The sequence below is a fragment of the Mycobacterium colombiense CECT 3035 genome (assembly GCF_002105755.1).
Classification (GTDB): Bacteria; Actinomycetota; Actinomycetes; order Mycobacteriales; family Mycobacteriaceae; genus Mycobacterium; species Mycobacterium colombiense.
This window is the reverse complement of the sequence record NZ_CP020821.1, coordinates 2636963-2653084: the sequence shown is the minus strand read 5'-3', so window position 1 is coordinate 2653084 and position 16122 is coordinate 2636963. Positions and strand designations below refer to the sequence as shown.

11 protein-coding genes are annotated in these 16122 nt (G+C 68.6%); 5 read left to right on the top strand and 6 right to left on the bottom strand.

All coding sequences use genetic code 11. The features are described from left to right. Nucleotides 1-16: 16 nt before the first annotated feature. Nucleotides 17-1636 (bottom strand): adenylate/guanylate cyclase domain-containing protein, encoded by a 1620-nt coding sequence (locus tag B9D87_RS12115; protein WP_007773904.1) that lies wholly within the window; start codon nucleotides 1634-1636, stop codon nucleotides 17-19. 45 nt (nucleotides 1637-1681) lie between these two features. Between B9D87_RS12115 and nucS the strand changes: the two genes are divergently transcribed. Continuing rightward, nucleotides 1682-2353, top strand: coding sequence for an endonuclease NucS (gene nucS, locus B9D87_RS12110; RefSeq protein WP_007773905.1), 672 nt, complete (start codon nucleotides 1682-1684; stop codon nucleotides 2351-2353). A gap of 23 nt (nucleotides 2354-2376) precedes the next feature. Beyond that, entirely contained in the window at nucleotides 2377-2682 is a 306-nt protein-coding gene (locus B9D87_RS12105) for an Rv1322 family protein (protein ID WP_077092664.1), read from the top strand. 10 nt (nucleotides 2683-2692) lie between these two features. Here B9D87_RS12105 and mce read toward each other — a convergent pair whose 3' ends face one another. Next, complete coding sequence (mce, locus tag B9D87_RS12100) at nucleotides 2693-3160, bottom strand: methylmalonyl-CoA epimerase (RefSeq protein WP_007773907.1); 468 nt, start codon at nucleotides 3158-3160, stop codon at nucleotides 2693-2695. Nucleotides 3161-3238: 78 nt separating this feature from the next. On the opposite strand from mce, the gene B9D87_RS12095 reads away from it, so the two are divergent. Further along, a complete protein-coding gene (locus tag B9D87_RS12095) occupies nucleotides 3239-4420 on the top strand; it encodes an acetyl-CoA C-acetyltransferase (RefSeq protein ID WP_007773909.1) in 1182 nt (393 codons plus the stop codon). A gap of 180 nt (nucleotides 4421-4600) precedes the next feature. Continuing rightward, nucleotides 4601-5515: a tetratricopeptide repeat protein gene (locus tag B9D87_RS12090; protein ID WP_007773911.1), complete on the top strand. Its 915-nt coding sequence runs from the start codon at nucleotides 4601-4603 to the stop codon at nucleotides 5513-5515. A gap of 7 nt (nucleotides 5516-5522) precedes the next feature. Here B9D87_RS12090 and glgB read toward each other — a convergent pair whose 3' ends face one another. Further along, nucleotides 5523-7718 (bottom strand): 1,4-alpha-glucan branching protein GlgB, encoded by a 2196-nt coding sequence (gene glgB / locus B9D87_RS12085; protein WP_007773913.1) that lies wholly within the window; start codon nucleotides 7716-7718, stop codon nucleotides 5523-5525. A 35-nt stretch (nucleotides 7719-7753) separates the two neighbouring features. After that, nucleotides 7754-9847: an alpha-1,4-glucan--maltose-1-phosphate maltosyltransferase gene (locus B9D87_RS12080; protein WP_202950010.1), complete on the bottom strand. Its 2094-nt coding sequence runs from the start codon at nucleotides 9845-9847 to the stop codon at nucleotides 7754-7756. Nucleotides 9848-10074: 227 nt separating this feature from the next. Here B9D87_RS12080 and glgP point away from each other — a divergent pair, with 227 nt between their 5' ends. Then, nucleotides 10075-12720, top strand: a complete 2646-nt coding sequence (glgP, locus tag B9D87_RS12075; protein ID WP_007773917.1) for an alpha-glucan family phosphorylase — start codon at nucleotides 10075-10077, stop codon at nucleotides 12718-12720. Nucleotides 12721-12728: 8 nt separating this feature from the next. Here the strand turns inward: glgP and B9D87_RS12070 are convergent, their stop codons facing one another. Continuing rightward, nucleotides 12729-14726: an ATP-dependent DNA helicase gene (locus tag B9D87_RS12070; protein WP_007773919.1), complete on the bottom strand. Its 1998-nt coding sequence runs from the start codon at nucleotides 14724-14726 to the stop codon at nucleotides 12729-12731. Between the two features lie 72 nt (nucleotides 14727-14798). Next, nucleotides 14799-16115, bottom strand: a complete 1317-nt coding sequence (locus tag B9D87_RS12065) for a nicotinate phosphoribosyltransferase (RefSeq protein ID WP_007773920.1) — start codon at nucleotides 16113-16115, stop codon at nucleotides 14799-14801. Nucleotides 16116-16122 lie beyond the last annotated feature (7 nt).

Sequence of the window (16122 nt, the reverse complement as noted above, 5' to 3'; positions counted from 1 at the left end):
TTCGAATCGTTATCAATCATCGCGTCAGCTGGTCGACCGGCGACGCCAGGCGAGTGGGACGCTCATGGCCGCGCAGGGTCACGGTGTCGCCCAAAGACCAACGCTCCCGCTCGTTTTCGCTCGCACGCTCGACGGCGTCGGCCGTCGCGAGCAGCCGGCTGGAATGCGACTTGGCCAGCTCGCACAGCCGGGCCGCCTCGTTGACCGGTTCGCCGATCACGGTGTACTCGAAACGTTCCCTGGCACCGACGTTTCCGGCGACGGCTTGACCCGCCGCCACGCCGATGCCGGCCGAGAGTTCGGACATCTCGTTGGCCAGTCGGCCGGTGATGCAGCGGGCGGCGGCCAGCGCCTCGTCCTCGGGAGAATCAAGTCGGTTCGGCGCGCCGAAGATCGCCAGGGACGCGTCGCCTTCGAACTTGTTGACCAGTCCGTGATGTCGATCCACTTCCTCGACGACGATGGCGAAGAACTGGTTGAGCACACTGACGACTTCGGCCGGGGGTCTGTTGGTCACCAATTGCGTGGAGCCGACGATGTCGATAAAGACGACCGCCACATGGCGTTCCTCGCCGCCCAGCTTCGGCATCTCGCGTTCGGCGGCCAGCGCCACCTCGCGGCCGACGTGGCGACCGAAAAGGTCGCGCACCCGTTCGCGCTCGCGCAGGCCGTCGACCATCGCGTTGAAACCCCGTTGCAGCTCGCCGAGTTCGGTGCCGTCGAACACCACCAGGTCGCCGCGCAGGTCGCCCTCCTCGACCCGCTGCAGCGCCGCCCGCACCACCCGCACCGGCGTCGCGGTCAGCCAGGCCAGGATCCACATCAGCATGCAGCCGAAAATCAGCGCGGCCGACGACACGATCAGCACGCCGACCGCGAACTGGGTCTGGGTCAGATTGCGCAGCCAGATCTCGAACAGCGTCAGGAGTGCGATGCCGATGATGGGCACCCCCGAACCGAGGAACCACACCATCATGGTCCGGCCCATGATTCCCGCCGCCAGCCGCCGCGGCGGCGGCCCGGCCTCGAGCGCCTGAGCCGCCACCGGACGCAAAGACAACTCGGCGAGCAGGTAACTGCCGGTGGCCACCAGCACGCCGCAGAAGCTCACCCCGACCAGGAAGCGGGGGATGAACATCGTATTGACCAGGCCGTAGAGCACCGTATACAGCAACGCGCCGGTGCCCCACAAGACGAGGTCGACCAGCGCGATCCGCCACGGGGCGATGAACGTATTGCGTTCATCCTCGGGCGTCGGCGTGCGCTCCTCGATCGCCCAGCGCAACGCCAGGACGGTCCGGCGGGTGATCCAGACGGTGCCCACCGTGAGCGCCAGGACGATGTAGGCCGGTGCGACCCCGAAGGTGAGCCACGCCGGCGCGTCGTCGAAGATGCTCGGTACCGGGATGGCGACGATGACCAGGATCAGACCCGCGCCGATTCCGAGCAGGTTCGCTCCCAGCACCAGAACCGTCATGATGATCTGGATCCGAATCCGGCGCCGGCCCTGGCTTTCGGAGACCCGTCCCAGCAGCAGCGACCCGTACGCGGGCGTCTCTGGTAGACGGCCACTCTGGCGGGTCACCCGCTCGAGCACCCGGCCTATTCGCTGCGCCACGGACTGGTTGGGCGACATGGTGGCGTCAGCCTATGTTGTCGGCCACGCTCTAAGGTGAGTCGGGTGCGTCTAGTGATCGCTCAATGCACCGTTGACTACGTCGGCAGGCTCACCGCGCATCTGCCGTCCGCCCGCAGGTTGCTGCTGTTCAAGGCGGATGGATCGGTCAGTGTGCACGCCGACGACCGCGCCTACAAGCCGCTGAACTGGATGAGCCCGCCCTGCTGGTTGACCGAGGAGCCCGGCGACGGGTCCCCGGTGTGGGTGGTCGAGAACAAAGCCGGCGAACAGCTGCGCATCACCGTCGAGGAGATCGAACACGACTCCAGCCACGAGCTCGGTGTCGATCCCGGGCTGGTCAAGGACGGCGTCGAGGCGCACCTGCAGGCGCTGCTCGCCGAGCACGTGCAACTGCTGGGTGAGGGATACACGCTGGTTCGCCGCGAGTACATGACCGCCATCGGGCCCGTCGATCTGCTCTGCCGCGACGAACGAGGTGGGTCGGTGGCGGTGGAGATCAAGCGGCGCGGTGAGATCGACGGCGTCGAGCAGCTCACCCGGTACCTGGAGCTGCTCAACCGCGACACCGTGCTCGCGCCGGTAAAAGGCGTGTTCGCCGCTCAGCAGATCAAACCGCAGGCCCGCACACTGGCGATCGATCGCGGGATCCGTTGTCTGACATTGGATTATGACAAGATGCGGGGTATGGACAGCGACGAATACCGGCTGTTCTGACGGTCCGCCACTACACTGATCGCATGGCTCGGCGCCGTACCCCGCCACGCCGGCAGCGGCCGTTGGCGCCGCCGCCACTACGCCGGGTGGAGCTCGGGCCCGACGGTCACGAGTATGAAGTCCGTGCCGTCCCGGCGGCCCGCGCGGTCAAGACGTATCGGTGCCCCGGTTGCGATCACGAAATACGCTCCGGCTCAGCACATCTGGTGGTGTGGCCGATCGATTCGACGCCCGGGGGAGGCCCCGGTCAGGTCGAGGATCGCCGGCATTGGCACACGCCGTGCTGGGCGCACCGCGCTACCCGCGGTCCCACCAGGAGGTGGTCGTGAATACCGAGGCTCAGGCGGCCGGTTCGACGAGTTCGATCAGAACTCCGCCGCCGTCTTTGGGGTGGATGAAGTTGATCCGCGAGTTTGCCGTGCCGCGACGGGGTGCGTCGTAGATCAGGCGCACGCCCTGCTCGCGGAGTTGCTCGACCAACGCGTCGAGGTCACTCACCCGAACGGCCATCTGCTGGATGCCCGGACCGCGCTTGTCGAGGAACTTCGCGATCGTCGAGGACTCGTCGATCGGGGCCATCAACTGGATCTGCGCCGTGCCCGCCGGGGCGCCGCGCACGGCCAGCATGGCTTCGCGGATTCCCTGCTCCTCGTTGACTTCCTCGTGCACCAGGATCATGCCGAGGGTGTCGTGGTACCAGGCGATGGCGGCGTCCAGGTCGGCGACTGCGATGCCGACGTGATCGATCGCCGTCACCAGTGAGGTGGCCAGGATCTGACGGGCGTCAACTTGATCGGTCGTCATCACATAACGGTAACCTGGCGGCAAAGATTGCGCTTCCCCGGGAGGCCGAACCGGCCGTCGGCGCAGGGTTAGGAGATAGTCATGACGACGTCGGTGATCGTTGCTGGAGCACGGACCCCCATCGGCAAGCTGATGGGTTCGCTGAAGGATTTTTCCGCCAGCGATCTGGGGGCCATCGCGATCAAGGCCGCCCTGGAAAAGGCCGAAGTCCCGGCGGCCGCGGTCGACTACGTGATCATGGGCCAGGTCCTGACCGCCGGGGCCGGCCAGATGCCGGCGCGCCAGGCGGCCGTCGCGGCCGGCATCGGATGGGACGTTCCGGCGCTGACGATCAACAAGATGTGCCTGTCCGGCATCGACTCCATCGCGCTGGCTGACCAGCTCATTCGCGCGGGCGAATTCGATGTGGTGGTGGCCGGCGGCCAGGAGTCCATGACCAAGGCGCCGCACCTGCTGATGGACAGCCGCTCGGGCTACAAGTACGGCGACGTGACGGTGCTGGACCACATGGCCTACGACGGCCTGCACGACGTGTTCACCGACCAGCCGATGGGCGCGCTCACCGAGCAGCGCAACGACGTCGACAAATTCACCCGGGCCGAGCAGGACGAGTTCGCTGCGCGGTCCCACCAGAAGGCTGCCGCGGCCTGGAAGGACGGCGTCTTCACCGACGAGGTCGTGCCCGTCAACATCCCGCAGCGCAAGGGTGATCCGCTGCAGTTCACCGAGGACGAGGGCATCCGGGCCAACACCACCGCCGAGTCGCTGGCCGGCCTCAAGCCGGCGTTCCGCCGCGACGGCACCATCACCGCCGGTTCGGCCTCCCAGATCTCCGACGGCGCGGCCGCCGTCGTGGTGATGAGCAAGGCCAAGGCCCAGGAAATGGGGCTGACCTGGCTGGCCGAGATCGGCGCCCACGGCGTGGTGGCCGGACCGGACTCCACCCTGCAGTCGCAGCCGGCGAACGCGATCAAGAAGGCGCTCGGCCGGGAGGGCATCTCCGTCGACCAGCTCGACGTCATCGAGATCAACGAGGCGTTTTCCGCGGTGGCGCTGGCCTCGACCCGGGAGCTGGGCGTGAACCCAGACCTGGTCAACGTCAACGGCGGCGCGATCGCCGTCGGCCACCCCATCGGGATGTCGGGGGCGCGGATCACGCTGCACGCCGCCCTGGAGTTGTCGCGACGCGGCTCCGGATACGCGGTGGCGGCGCTGTGCGGGGCCGGCGGCCAGGGCGACGCCCTGATCCTGCGCGCGGGTTAGCGGGAGTTCGGGCTTCCGTCCGACGTTGCTGGCGCGACGCGCCGATGTCGAATTGTGATCTTCGTCATATTTGCCGTTCACGGCCCCTTTCGGCGGGCTTTTCCACCCCGTGGCGGCGCCGCCTGAGCGCCGTCTCGACCGGGTGGATGGGTAGCCCATCCGCATGACAAACTTGACGGCGTGACACGTCCGCGACCTTCTATTGGCCCCGCCCTGGCTGGTGCGGTCGACCTCTCGGCTCTCAAGCAGCGGCCCCAGCCCGCGGGCCCTCCCGGAGCGTCCGCGCCGTCGGCGGCCGGGGGTGACGCCGGAATCATTGCCGTCACCGAGGCCAACTTCGAGGCCGAGGTGCTGCTGCGGTCCGAGGAAGTGCCCGTCGTCGTGCTGCTGTGGTCACCGCGCAGCGACGCGTGCGTGCAGCTGCTCGACACCTTCGCCGGCCTGGCCGCCCAGGACAACGGCAAGTGGTCGTTGACGACGGTCAACGTCGACGTCGCGCCCAGGGTCGCGCAGATCTTCGGTGTCGACGCGGTCCCGACCGTGGTGGCGCTGGCCGCGGGTCAGCCGATATCGAGTTTCCAGGGAATGCAGCCGGCCGAGCAGTTGCGTGGCTGGTTGGATCAGATCCTCTCGGCGACCGCCGGAAAGCTCAAGGGCGCAACGGGATCCGGCGAGGCCGAGGAGGTCGACCCCGAGCTGGCCGCGGCGCGCCAACAGCTGGAGGACGGCGACTTCGAGGCGGCCAAGGCGTCGTACCAGTCGATCCTGGACGCCAACCCGGCCAGCGCCGAAGCCAAGGGTGCGATTCGCCAAATCGACTTCCTCACGCGCGCAACCGCGCAACGCCCGGATGCCGTCGCCGTCGCCGACGCCGCGCCCGGTGACATCCAGGCCGCCCTGGCGGCGGCCGACGTACAGATCCTCAATCAGGATGTCGGTCCCGCCTTCGATCGCCTGATCGCCTTGGTGCGCAGCACATCCGGGGACGACCGCACCCTGGTGCGCACCCGGCTGGTCGAGCTGTTCGAGCTCTTCGACCCGACCGATCCCGAGGTTGCCGCCGGACGGCGCAACCTCGCCAACGCGCTGTACTGACCCGGCGTTACTCGGGCTCGAGCCACAACGCCGACGTGGGCGGCAGCACCAGCAGCGCCGAGGCGGGCCGGCCGTGCCACGGATCCTCGGTGGCGTCCACGCCGCCCATGTTGCCGATCCCCGAACCATTGTAGGCGGCCGCGTCGGTGTTGAGCACCTCGCGCCAGCGGCCGGCCGACGGCAGGCCCAGCCGGTATCCGCCGTGCTCGGCGCCGGCGAAGTTGAACACGCACGCCATCACCGAGCCGTCCTTGCCGTAGCGCAGGAAGCTCAACACGTTGTTGCCCGAGTCGTTGGCGTCGATCCAGGAGTAGCCGTCGGGCACGGTGTCCTGGCTCCACAACGCCGGGTGGCTGCGATAGATGTCGTTGATGTCGCGGACCAGGCGCAGCACCCCGTTGGAGAACCCCTGTTCGTCGAGCTGCCACCAGTCCAGGCCGCGCTCCTCGGACCACTCGGCGCGCTGGCCGAATTCCTGTCCCATGAACAGCAATTGCTTGCCCGGGTGCGCCCACTGGTAGGCCAGCAGGCTGCGCAGCCCGGCCGCCTTGACGTGGTTGTTGCCCGGCATCCGGCCCCACAGCGTGCCCTTGCCGTGCACCACCTCGTCGTGGCTGATCGGCAGGACATAGTTCTCGCTGAACGCGTAGAGCATCGAGAAGGTCATCTCGTGGTGGTGGAAGCTGCGGTAGATCGGATCGCGGCTGATGTAGTCGAGCGTGTCGTGCATCCAGCCCATGTTCCACTTCATCGAAAAGCCCAGGCCGCCAAGGGTGGTCGGCCGCGTGACCCCGGGCCACGAGGTGGACTCCTCGGCGATGGTGACGATGCCCGGGGCGGTCTTGTGCACCGTCGCGTTCATCTCCTGCAGGAATTGCACGGCCTCCAGGTTCTCGCGGCCGCCGTAGATGTTGGGGGTCCAGCCGCCCTCTGGGCGCGAGTAATCCAGGTAGAGCATCGAGGCGACCGCGTCCACTCGCAGGCCGTCGATGTGGAACTCCTCGAGCCAGAACAGCGCGTTGGCCACCAGGAAGTTACGGACCTCTCGGCGACCGAAGTCGAATACGTAAGTGCCCCAATCGAGTTGCTCGCCGCGCTTCGGGTCGGAGTGCTCGTAGAGCGGTGTGCCGTCGAATCGGCCCAGCGCCCAGGCGTCCTTGGGGAAGTGCGCGGGCACCCAGTCCACCAGCACGCCGATGCCGGCCTGGTGCAAGGCGTCGACCAGGGCGCGGAACTCGTCCGGTGTGCCGAACCGGGACGTCGGCGCGTAGTACGACGTCACCTGGTAGCCCCACGACCCGGCGAACGGGTGCTCGGCGACCGGCAGCAACTCGACGTGGGTGAAGCCGTGTTCCACCACGTAATCCGTCAGTTCGCGCGCCAACTGGCGGTAGTTGAGCCCGGGACGCCAGGAACCCAGGTGAACCTCGTAGGTGCTCATCGGCTCGAATACCGGATTGCGCTGCGCGCGTTCGGTCATCCAGTCGGCGTCTTCCCAGGTGTACTCGCTGCGCGTGACCCGAGAGGCGGTGTGCGGCGGCACCTCGGTGGCGAACGCCATCGGGTCGGCCCGCTCGGTCACCACACCGTCGGCGCCGTGCACGCGGAACTTGTACAGCCCGTCGAGGGGGAACCCGGGCCAGAACAGCTCCCACACGCCCGATGAGCCCAGCACCCGCATCGGGGCTTCCCCTCCGGTCCAGCCGTTGAACTCACCGATCAGGTTGATGCCCTTGGCGTTGGGCGCCCACACCGCGAACGACACCCCGGTGACGACGCCGTCGGCCGTGGTGAACGAGCGCGGATGTGCGCCAAGGACTTCCCAGAGCCGCTCGTGGCGTCCCTCCCCGAACAGGTGCAGGTCGACCTCGCCCAGCGTCGGCAGGAAGCGGTATGCGTCGGCGACGACGTACGGCTCGGCACCCTCGTAGGTGATCTGCAGCCGATAGTCGATCAAGTTGACGAACGGCAACACCACGGCGAACAGGCCGGATTCGATGTGCTGCATCGGGAACCGGTCGTCGCCGACCAGCGCGACGACCTCGACCGCGTGCGGGCGGTACGCCCGTATGACGGTGTGATCGCCGTATTCGTGTGCGCCCAGAATGCTGTGCGGGTTGTGGTGGGTGCCAGCGATCAGGCGCGACAGGTCGGCCGGATCGGGCGCCAAGTGTGTCCGAGCGAGTTGGTCGGCTTGGCTCATGTCCCTTTCACCTCCGGTCCGTTTCTTGTCCTGTCTCAATGCCTGCGTAGCAGTGTCATTCGTGCGTCGTGCGGTATGAGTGGCATGTTGATGATGTGCGCGACCGCCTCCCCGGGGTCGAGCCGGACGTAATTAGCCTGCCCCCACTGGAATTCCTGGCCGGTGATTTCGTCGCGCACCCAAAAGCGCTCGTATGGCTCCATACCCAAAGCGGCCATGTCTAAAAACAGCGTCGCCTCCTCGGTGCCGTACGCGTTGAGCGTCACGACCACCAACACGCAGTCGCCGGTGGTCGGATCGAACTTGGAATAGGCGAGCAACGCATCGTTGTCCACGCTGTGAAAATGGATCGTGCGCAGCTGCTCCAGCGCGGGATGTAGCCGGCGAATTGCGTTGAGCTGCGTGATGAATGGCTCGAGCGACCGGCCTTCGGCGAGGGCACCCGCGAAGTCGCGGGGCCGCAATTCGTATTTCTCCGAGTCCAGGTACTCCTCGCTGCCCTCCCGCACCGCGCGGTGCTCGAACAGTTCGTAGCCCGAGTACACGCCCCACGCCGGCCCCATGGTCGCCGCCAGCACCGCGCGGATGGCGAACATGCCGGGCCCGTTGTGCTGCAGGATCGCGTGCAGGATGTCGGGGGTGTTGACGAACAGGTTGGGCCGGCGGAAGTCGGCGAGGTTGGCGATGTCGTTGCCGAATTCGGTCAGCTCCCACTTGGCGGTGCGCCAGGTGAAGTAGCTGTAGGACTGGGTGAAGCCCAGCTTCGCCAGGCCGTACTGCCGGGCCGGCGGTGTGAACGCCTCGGACAGGAACAGCACGTCGGGATCGATGGCCTTGACCGTGGCGATCAGCCAGGCCCAGAAATCCGGCGGCTTCGTGTGCGGGTTGTCGACGCGAAAGAACTTGACGCCGTGGTCCATCCAGTGCCGGACCACCCGCAACACCTCGTCGTAGAGGCCGGCCGGGTCGTTGTCGAAATTGATCGGATAGATGTCCTGGTACTTCTTCGGCGGGTTTTCCGCGTAAGCGATGGTGCCGTCGGGCAATTCGGTGAACCAGTTGCGGTGATCGCGCGCCCAGGGGTGATCCGGCGCGCACTGCAGCGCCAGGTCAAGCGCCACCTCCATGCCCAGCTCGCGCGTCGCGGCGACGAAGTCGTCGAAGTCGTCGATGGTGCCCAGGTCCGGGTGCACGGCGTCGTGGCCGCCCTCGTCGCTGCCGATCGCCCAGGGCGATCCCACATCTCCGGGCGCAGCGGTGGGAGAGTTGTTGCGGCCCTTGCGATGTACCTTGCCGATCGGGTGGATCGGCGGCAGGTAGACGACGTCGAATCCCATTGCCGCGATGCGCGGAAGCTGGGCGGCCGCCGTGGCGAAGGTGCCGTGCACGGGGTTGCCTTCGGCGTCCCACCCGCCGGTCGACCGGGGAAACATCTCGTACCAGGATCCGAACCGGGCCAGCGGCCGGTCCACCCAGACGCCGTACTGCTCGCCGCGGGTGACCAGGTCGCGCAACGGGTAGTCGGCCAGGATTTCCTCGATCTCGGGCCCCAGCGCCCGCGCGGTCCGGGTCACCGGGTCGCCGGGCTTGCGCAGCGCGGCGGCCGCGGCCAGCAGCGGTTCGCGCAGTGCGCGTGGCACGCCCGTCGCCGCGCGCTCGAACAGGCCCGCACCGACCAGCAGATCGTTGGACAGTTCGGTCTCGCCCTGACCGGCGTCCAGCTTGGCGATCACCCCGTGCCGCCACGAATGAATGGGGTCGCCCCACCCGTCGACCCGGAACGTCCACAGCCCGACCTGATCGGGGGTGAACTGACCGTGGAAAACGTAGGGCTCCAGGCCCATCGTCATCGGCAGCAGCAGCGGTTTGATCCGTTGCTGGTCGGGCCTGCCGTCACGTTCGGTGACCGGCTTCTCCGGGGCCTGAACCGCCTTGACGCGGCGCGTCTCGGTTACCTGCGGGTAGCCGGGCCCGAGGTAGCGCACGACCAAGGTCGCCGCGACCGCTTCGTGGCCTTCCCGCCATACGGCCGCGCTGACCGGCACAACTTCGCCGACCACGGCTTTCGCGGGATACGCGCCACAGGAAACGACCGGCTGGACGTTATCGATCTCGACACGACCGGGCACCACCACTCCGTTCCGATTGTGGGCGGCCGATCCCGCGGTGTGCTCCGCGCGGAATGCCGCTCGTCGGGAAACTTCCTGTCGTGGGGAAACTTTCTGTGCGGGGAGGCATCGTTGCGACCCCGATAACTACCCGATACCCACCCTAGTCTCCGGTCACACACCGCCGGGGAAAAGCGGCCCTTCCCGCCGCAGTGCGCGGACGGGGAACCTCAGTAAGGTATTAACGCGTGAAAGCCCTCCGCCGGTTTACCGTCCGTGCTCACCTTCCGGAGCGCCTGACCGCGCTGGACCACCTGTCGACGAACCTGCGCTGGTCGTGGGACAAGCCCACCCAGGAGCTTTTCGCGACCATCGACCCCGAACTCTGGGACCGGTGCGCCTGCGATCCGGTGGCGTTGCTGGGCGCGGTGAACCCGGCGCGTCTCGACGAGCTGGCGATGGAAGAGGCGTTCCTGGGCCGGCTCGACGCCCTGGCCGCCGATCTGAACGATTACCTGAGCCGCCCGTTGTGGTACCAGCAGCGGCAGGAGCAAGGCGCCGAAATGCCGGCCGCGGTCGCCTACTTCTCGATGGAGTTCGGCATCGCCGAAGTGCTGCCCAACTACTCCGGCGGCTTGGGAATCCTTGCCGGCGACCACCTGAAGTCCGCGTCCGATCTGGGCGTGCCGCTGATCGCGGTGGGGCTCTACTACCGGTCCGGCTACTTCCGTCAGTCGCTGACCGCCGACGGCTGGCAGAACGAGACCTATCCCTCGCTGGACCCGCAGGGTCTGCCGTTGCGGCTGCTGACCGATGCGACCGGTGAGCCCGCCCTGGTCGAGCTGATGCTGCCCGACTCCGCGCAACTGCACGCCCGCATCTGGGTCGCGCAGGTGGGCCGGGTTCCGCTGCTGCTGTTGGATTCCGACGTGCCGGAGAACGAGCACGATCTGCGTAGCGTCACCGACCGCCTCTACGGGGGCGACCAGGAACACCGGATGAGGCAGGAGATCCTGGCCGGCATCGGCGGAGTGCGGGCGATCCGTGCCTTCACCGATATCCATGGTCTGCCCGCACCCGAGGTGTTCCACATGAACGAGGGCCACGCGGGTTTCCTCGGAGCCGAACGTATCCGCGAGCTGATGACCGGTCCGGGACTGGACTTCGACACCGCGCTGACCGTCGTGCGCTCCAGCACGGTGTTCACCACCCACACCCCGGTGCCCGCCGGCATCGACCGGTTCCCCATCGAGATGGTGAAGCTGTACTTCGACGACCACGCCGGCGATGAGGCGGAAGTCGCCGAGAAGGCCGCGACGTCCGACGCGACTCCCGTGTTGCTGCCGGGGGTGCCGACGGCCCGCATCCTGGCGCTGGGCGCCGAGGACGACCCCACCAAGTTCAACATGGCGCACATGGGTCTTCGGCTCGCCCAGCGCGCCAACGGTGTGTCGTCGCTGCACGGCCGGGTGAGCCGGTCGATGTTCAACGAGTTGTGGCCCGGCTTCGACGCGAGCGAGGTGCCGATCGGCTCGATCACCAACGGTGTGCACGCGCGCACGTGGGCGGCCCCGCAGTGGCTGCAGCTGGGCCGTGAGCTGGCCGGGTCGGATTCGTTCAGCGATCCGGGGGTTTGGCTGCGCCTCAAGCAAGTTGACGCGGGCCACCTGTGGTGGATCCGCTCGCAGCTGCGGTCCCTGTTGGTCGACGACGTCCGGCGGCGGCTGCGCCGCTCCTGGCTGGAACGGGGCGCCTCGGAAGCCGAATTAGGTTGGATCGCAACGGCCTTCGACCCCGAGGTGCTGACCGTCGGCTTCGCCCGGCGGGTGCCGACCTACAAGCGGCTGACGCTGATGCTGCGCGATCCGCATCGGCTGGAGCAGCTGCTGCTCGACTCGGAACGGCCCATTCAGCTGATCGTCGCCGGGAAATCGCACCCGGCCGACGACGGCGGCAAGGCGCTGATCCAGCAGGTGGTGCGCTTCGCCGACCGGCCCGAGGTGCGCCACCGCATCGCGTTTCTGCCCGACTACGACATGTCCATGGCGCGGCTGCTGTATTGGGGCTGCGACGTGTGGCTGAACAATCCGCTGCGGCCGTTGGAGGCTTGCGGCACTTCGGGAATGAAGAGCGCACTCAACGGCGGGCTGAACCTGTCCATCCGCGACGGCTGGTGGGACGAGTGGTACGACGGCGAAAACGGTTGGGAGATACCGTCTGCCGACGGCGTGACCGACGAGGACCGGCGCGACGACCTGGAGTCCGGCGGGCTCTACACCCTGCTGGAAGACGCCGTGGCGCCGAAGTTCTACGAACGCGACGAACACGGCGTGCCGCCGCGCTGGATCGAGATGGTGCGCCACACGGTGCAGACGCTCGGTCCAAAAGTGTTGGCGTCGCGCATGGTGCGCGACTACGTCGAGCAGTACTACACCCCCGCCGCGCAGTCGCTGCGCAAGACGATCGCCCCGGCCGACGACGCGGCGGGCGGCGGCGAGTTCGGCGCCGCCCGTGAACTGGCCGCCTACCGCCGGCGCGCCCAGGAGGCCTGGCCCAAGATCGTCATCACCGACGTGGACAGCACCGGCCTGCCGGACAGCCCCGTGCTCGGCTCCAAGCTGACCCTGACCGCCACCGTGCAGCTGGCCGGCCTGGCGCCCGACGAGGTGACCGTGCAGGCGGTGGTGGGTCGCGTGGACGCCAGCGACGCACTGCTGGAGCCGATCACCGTCGAGATGTCCTACACCGGCACCGCCGAGGGCGGCAACCAGGTCTTCTCGACGACGACGCCGCTGCCGCTGGCGGGATCGGTCGGCTACACCGTGCGCGTGCTGCCGCACAACCCGATGCTGGCGGCCAGCAACGAGCTCGGCCTGGTCACGCTGGCGCGATAACCGGACCGTCAGGCCGACAGGCCCTCTTCGGCGGCCGGGGCGGTGCGCAACCGCTGCAGCGCCTGGCGCACCTGCTCGCCGTTGGTGGTCTGCCAGAACGGCGGCAACGAGGCCCGCAGGTAGCCGCCGTAGCCGGCGGTGACCATGCGCGAGTCGAGCACCGCGACCACTCCGCGATCGGTGACGCGGCGCAACAGCCGCCCCGATCCCTGCGCAAGCAGCAGCGCCGCGTGGTTGGCCGCGACGGCCATGAAGCCGTTGCCGCCGCGCGCGGCGACCGCGCGCTGACGCGCACCCAGCAGGGGGTCGTCGGGGCGGGGGAACGGGATGCGGTCGATCAGCACCAACGACAGCGACGGCCCGGGCACGTCGACGCCCTGCCACAGCGACAGCGTGCCGAACAGGGACGTCTGCGGGTCGGCGCTGAACTGCTCGACGAGCGCCGACGTGCTGTCGTCGCCCTGGCACAACACCGGCGTCGAGAGGCGTTCGCGCATCGCCTCGGCGGCCGCCCGTGCCGCCCGCATCGACGAGAACAGGCCCAGGGTGCGCCCGTCGGCGGCGGCGATGAGTCCGGCGATCTCGCTCAGCTGCTCGGCCGAACCGGTGCCGTCGCGTCCGGGTGGGGGTAAATGCGCGGCCACGTACAGGATTCCGGCTTTGGCGTGCTGGAACGGCGAACCGACGTCCAGGCCGCGCCAGCGCGCGTCGTCGTCATCCTCGGCGGTCAGTCCCCACGCCGTGGCCATGGCGTCGAACGAACCGCCGATGGTCAGCGTCGCCGACGTCAGCACCACCGTCGAACGCGAGAACACCCGGGACCGCAGCAGCCCCGCGACCGACAGCGGCGCCACCCGCAACACCGGACGCGACGAGCCTCTGATCTCCTCGTGTTCCAGCCACACCACGTCGGTGCGGTCGGGGATGGCCGGGCCGAACGATTCCAGCACGCGCGACGCCGTGTCCGAGATCTCGCTCAGTGCCGCAACGGCTTCGGCGCGCGCCGACGCCGCCTTGGGGTCGTTGGTGGTGTCGATCGCCGAACGCGCCGCGGTCGCCACGTCGCGCAGCGCCGCCAGGTAGGTCGCCAGCTCGTCGTCCAGGCGGTCGATGCGGCCCGGCGCGCCGTCGTGGATGACCGAGGCGAAGTTCGCCGTCGTCGCCTCCAGGCGCTGGACCAATTCCGGGTCGACCAGTCGGGCGATCCGCCGGGCGGCCACCCCGAGGGAGGCCGACGTCAGCTCCGCGGTGGCCACCGACGTCACCCGGTCCACCAGCTCGTGTGCCTCGTCGACGACCAGCAGCGCATGCTCGGGCAACACCGCCGATTCGGCGACCGCGTCGATGGCCAGCAGCGCATGGTTGGTGACCACGACGTCGGCGCGGCCGGCCTGCGCCCTGGCCCGTTCGGAGAAGCACTCGGTGCCGAACGGGCAGCGCGCCACCCCGAGGCATTCCCTCGCGGAAACGCTGACCTGCGACCAGGATCGGTCCGGAACGCCGGGCTTCAGGTCGTCGCGATCGCCGGATTCGGTGCTCGACGCCCATTCGGTGAGCCGCTGCACGTCGCGGCCCAACGCGCTGACCGCCATCGGGTTGAAGAGTTCCTCCTGCGGCCGGTCGTCGCCGTCGTCGCCGTCGGCCGCGCCGCCGTTGTGAATCTTGTTCAAGCACAGATAGTTTCGCCGGCCCTTGAGCAACGCGAACTGCGGGCGGCGCGGCAGCGCGTCGACCAGCGCATCGACCAGCCGGGGCAGATCCCGATCGACGAGCTGACGCTGCAGGGCGATCGTGGCCGTGGACACGACGACGGGGGAGTCGTCGTCGAGGGCGTGCACGATCGCGGGCACCAGGTACGCGAGCGACTTGCCGGTGCCGGTGCCCGCCTGCACCACCAGGTGCTCCTCGGTGGCGAAGGCCCGCGCCACCGCGGCGGCCATCTCCTGCTGGCCGACGCGTTCGCTGCCGCCGAGCGCAGCCACCGCGGTGGCCAGCAGCTCGGACACGGAAACCTCGGACGTGGCTACCCTCTTCGCTGTTCGGGGCGGCGCTCGGGCCGCGTGATTTCGCGCGCGGTGCTAGCGCCGGCCGGCGGGAATCTGCGTCGTCGTGACCGCGGGATCGCCGTGCGACAAGTTCAGTCCCTCCCACGGCAGACTGCGCAGCCCGGAAGTTACCAGCTCGCGCGCCGCGGCGAGGTTCGGTTTGGACACCAGTTCTCCAGCGCGGACCAGCGGGACGGTCAACACCCGGGCCGGATCGGAGACGGCCGGCTGTTGGCCTGCGGGATACACCACCTCCTCGGTGATGATGCCCGAGCCGCGCGACAGCCGTAGCGCCTCTTTGCGCCCGCCGTGAGATTCCTTGTGGCTGCTGCGCTTCTGCACCGGCAGGCCGTCCACCTCGACGAGTTTGTACACCATGTTCGCAGTCGGGGCGCCCGAGCCCGTCACCAGCGAGGTGCCCACGCCGTAACTGTCCACCGGCTCGGCGGCCAGCGCCGCGATGGAGAACTCGTCGAGGTCGCCGGAGACCACGATGCGGGTCTCGGTGGCTCCCAGCCCGTCGAGCTGTTCGCGCACCTGGCGCGCCAGCACGCCCAGCTCGCCGGAGTCGATGCGCACCGCACCGAGCCCGGTGCCCGCGGCGGCCACCGCATTGGCGACACCGGTCGTCACGTCATAGGTGTCCACCAGCAGCGTGGTGTCCGCGCCGAGCGCGTCGACCTGCGCCCGGAAAGCCGCCAGTTCGGTCGATTCGGTGGAGGAGTCGGCGCGGGCGAACAGCATGGTGAACGCGTGCGCGGAGGTGCCCTCGGCGGGTATGCCGTAGCAGCGCTGCGCCTCCAGGTTGGACGACGCGGCGAAGCCGGCGAGGTAGGCGGCGCGGGCCGCGGCGACGGCCGCCTGCTCGTGCGTGCGCCGCGACCCCATCTCGATCAACGGGCGTCCGCGGGCCGCGCTGACCATGCGCGCCGCGGCGGACGCGACCGCGGTGTCGTGATTGAAAATGGACAGCGCCAGCGTCTCGAGCACCACGCATTCGGCGAACGTCCCGCTCACCGACAGCACCGGCGATCCGGGGAAGTACAGCTCGCCTTCGGCGTAGCCGTCGATGTCACCGCCGAACCGGAATTCGCGCAAGTAGCGCACGGTGTCCGGGTCGAGGAATTGCCCCAGCGATTGGCACGCCTGGTCGTCGAACGTGAATTGCGGGAGCGCTTCGAGCAGCCGGCCGGTCCCGGCGACCACGCCGTAGCGGCGGCCTTCGGGAAGGCGGCGGGCGAAGAGCTCGAATGTTGTCCGCCGGCCGGCGCTGCCGTCCCGCAGCGCCGCCGCCAACATCGTCAACTCGTACTTGTCGGTCAGCAGCCCAGTAACGACCGGGTCGTTCATTCCATAA

Coding starts and splice junctions, on each gene's coding strand:
- B9D87_RS12065 (WP_007773920.1), bottom strand. CDS start 16,115: ATGAACGACCCGGTCGTTACTGGGCTGCTGACCGACAAGTACGAGTTG.
- B9D87_RS12115 (WP_007773904.1), bottom strand. CDS start 1,636: ATGTCGCCCAACCAGTCCGTGGCGCAGCGAATAGGCCGGGTGCTCGAG.
- glgB (WP_007773913.1), bottom strand. CDS start 7,718: ATGAGCCAAGCCGACCAACTCGCTCGGACACACTTGGCGCCCGATCCG.
- B9D87_RS12105 (WP_077092664.1), top strand. CDS start 2,377: ATGGCTCGGCGCCGTACCCCGCCACGCCGGCAGCGGCCGTTGGCGCCG.
- B9D87_RS12095 (WP_007773909.1), top strand. CDS start 3,239: ATGACGACGTCGGTGATCGTTGCTGGAGCACGGACCCCCATCGGCAAG.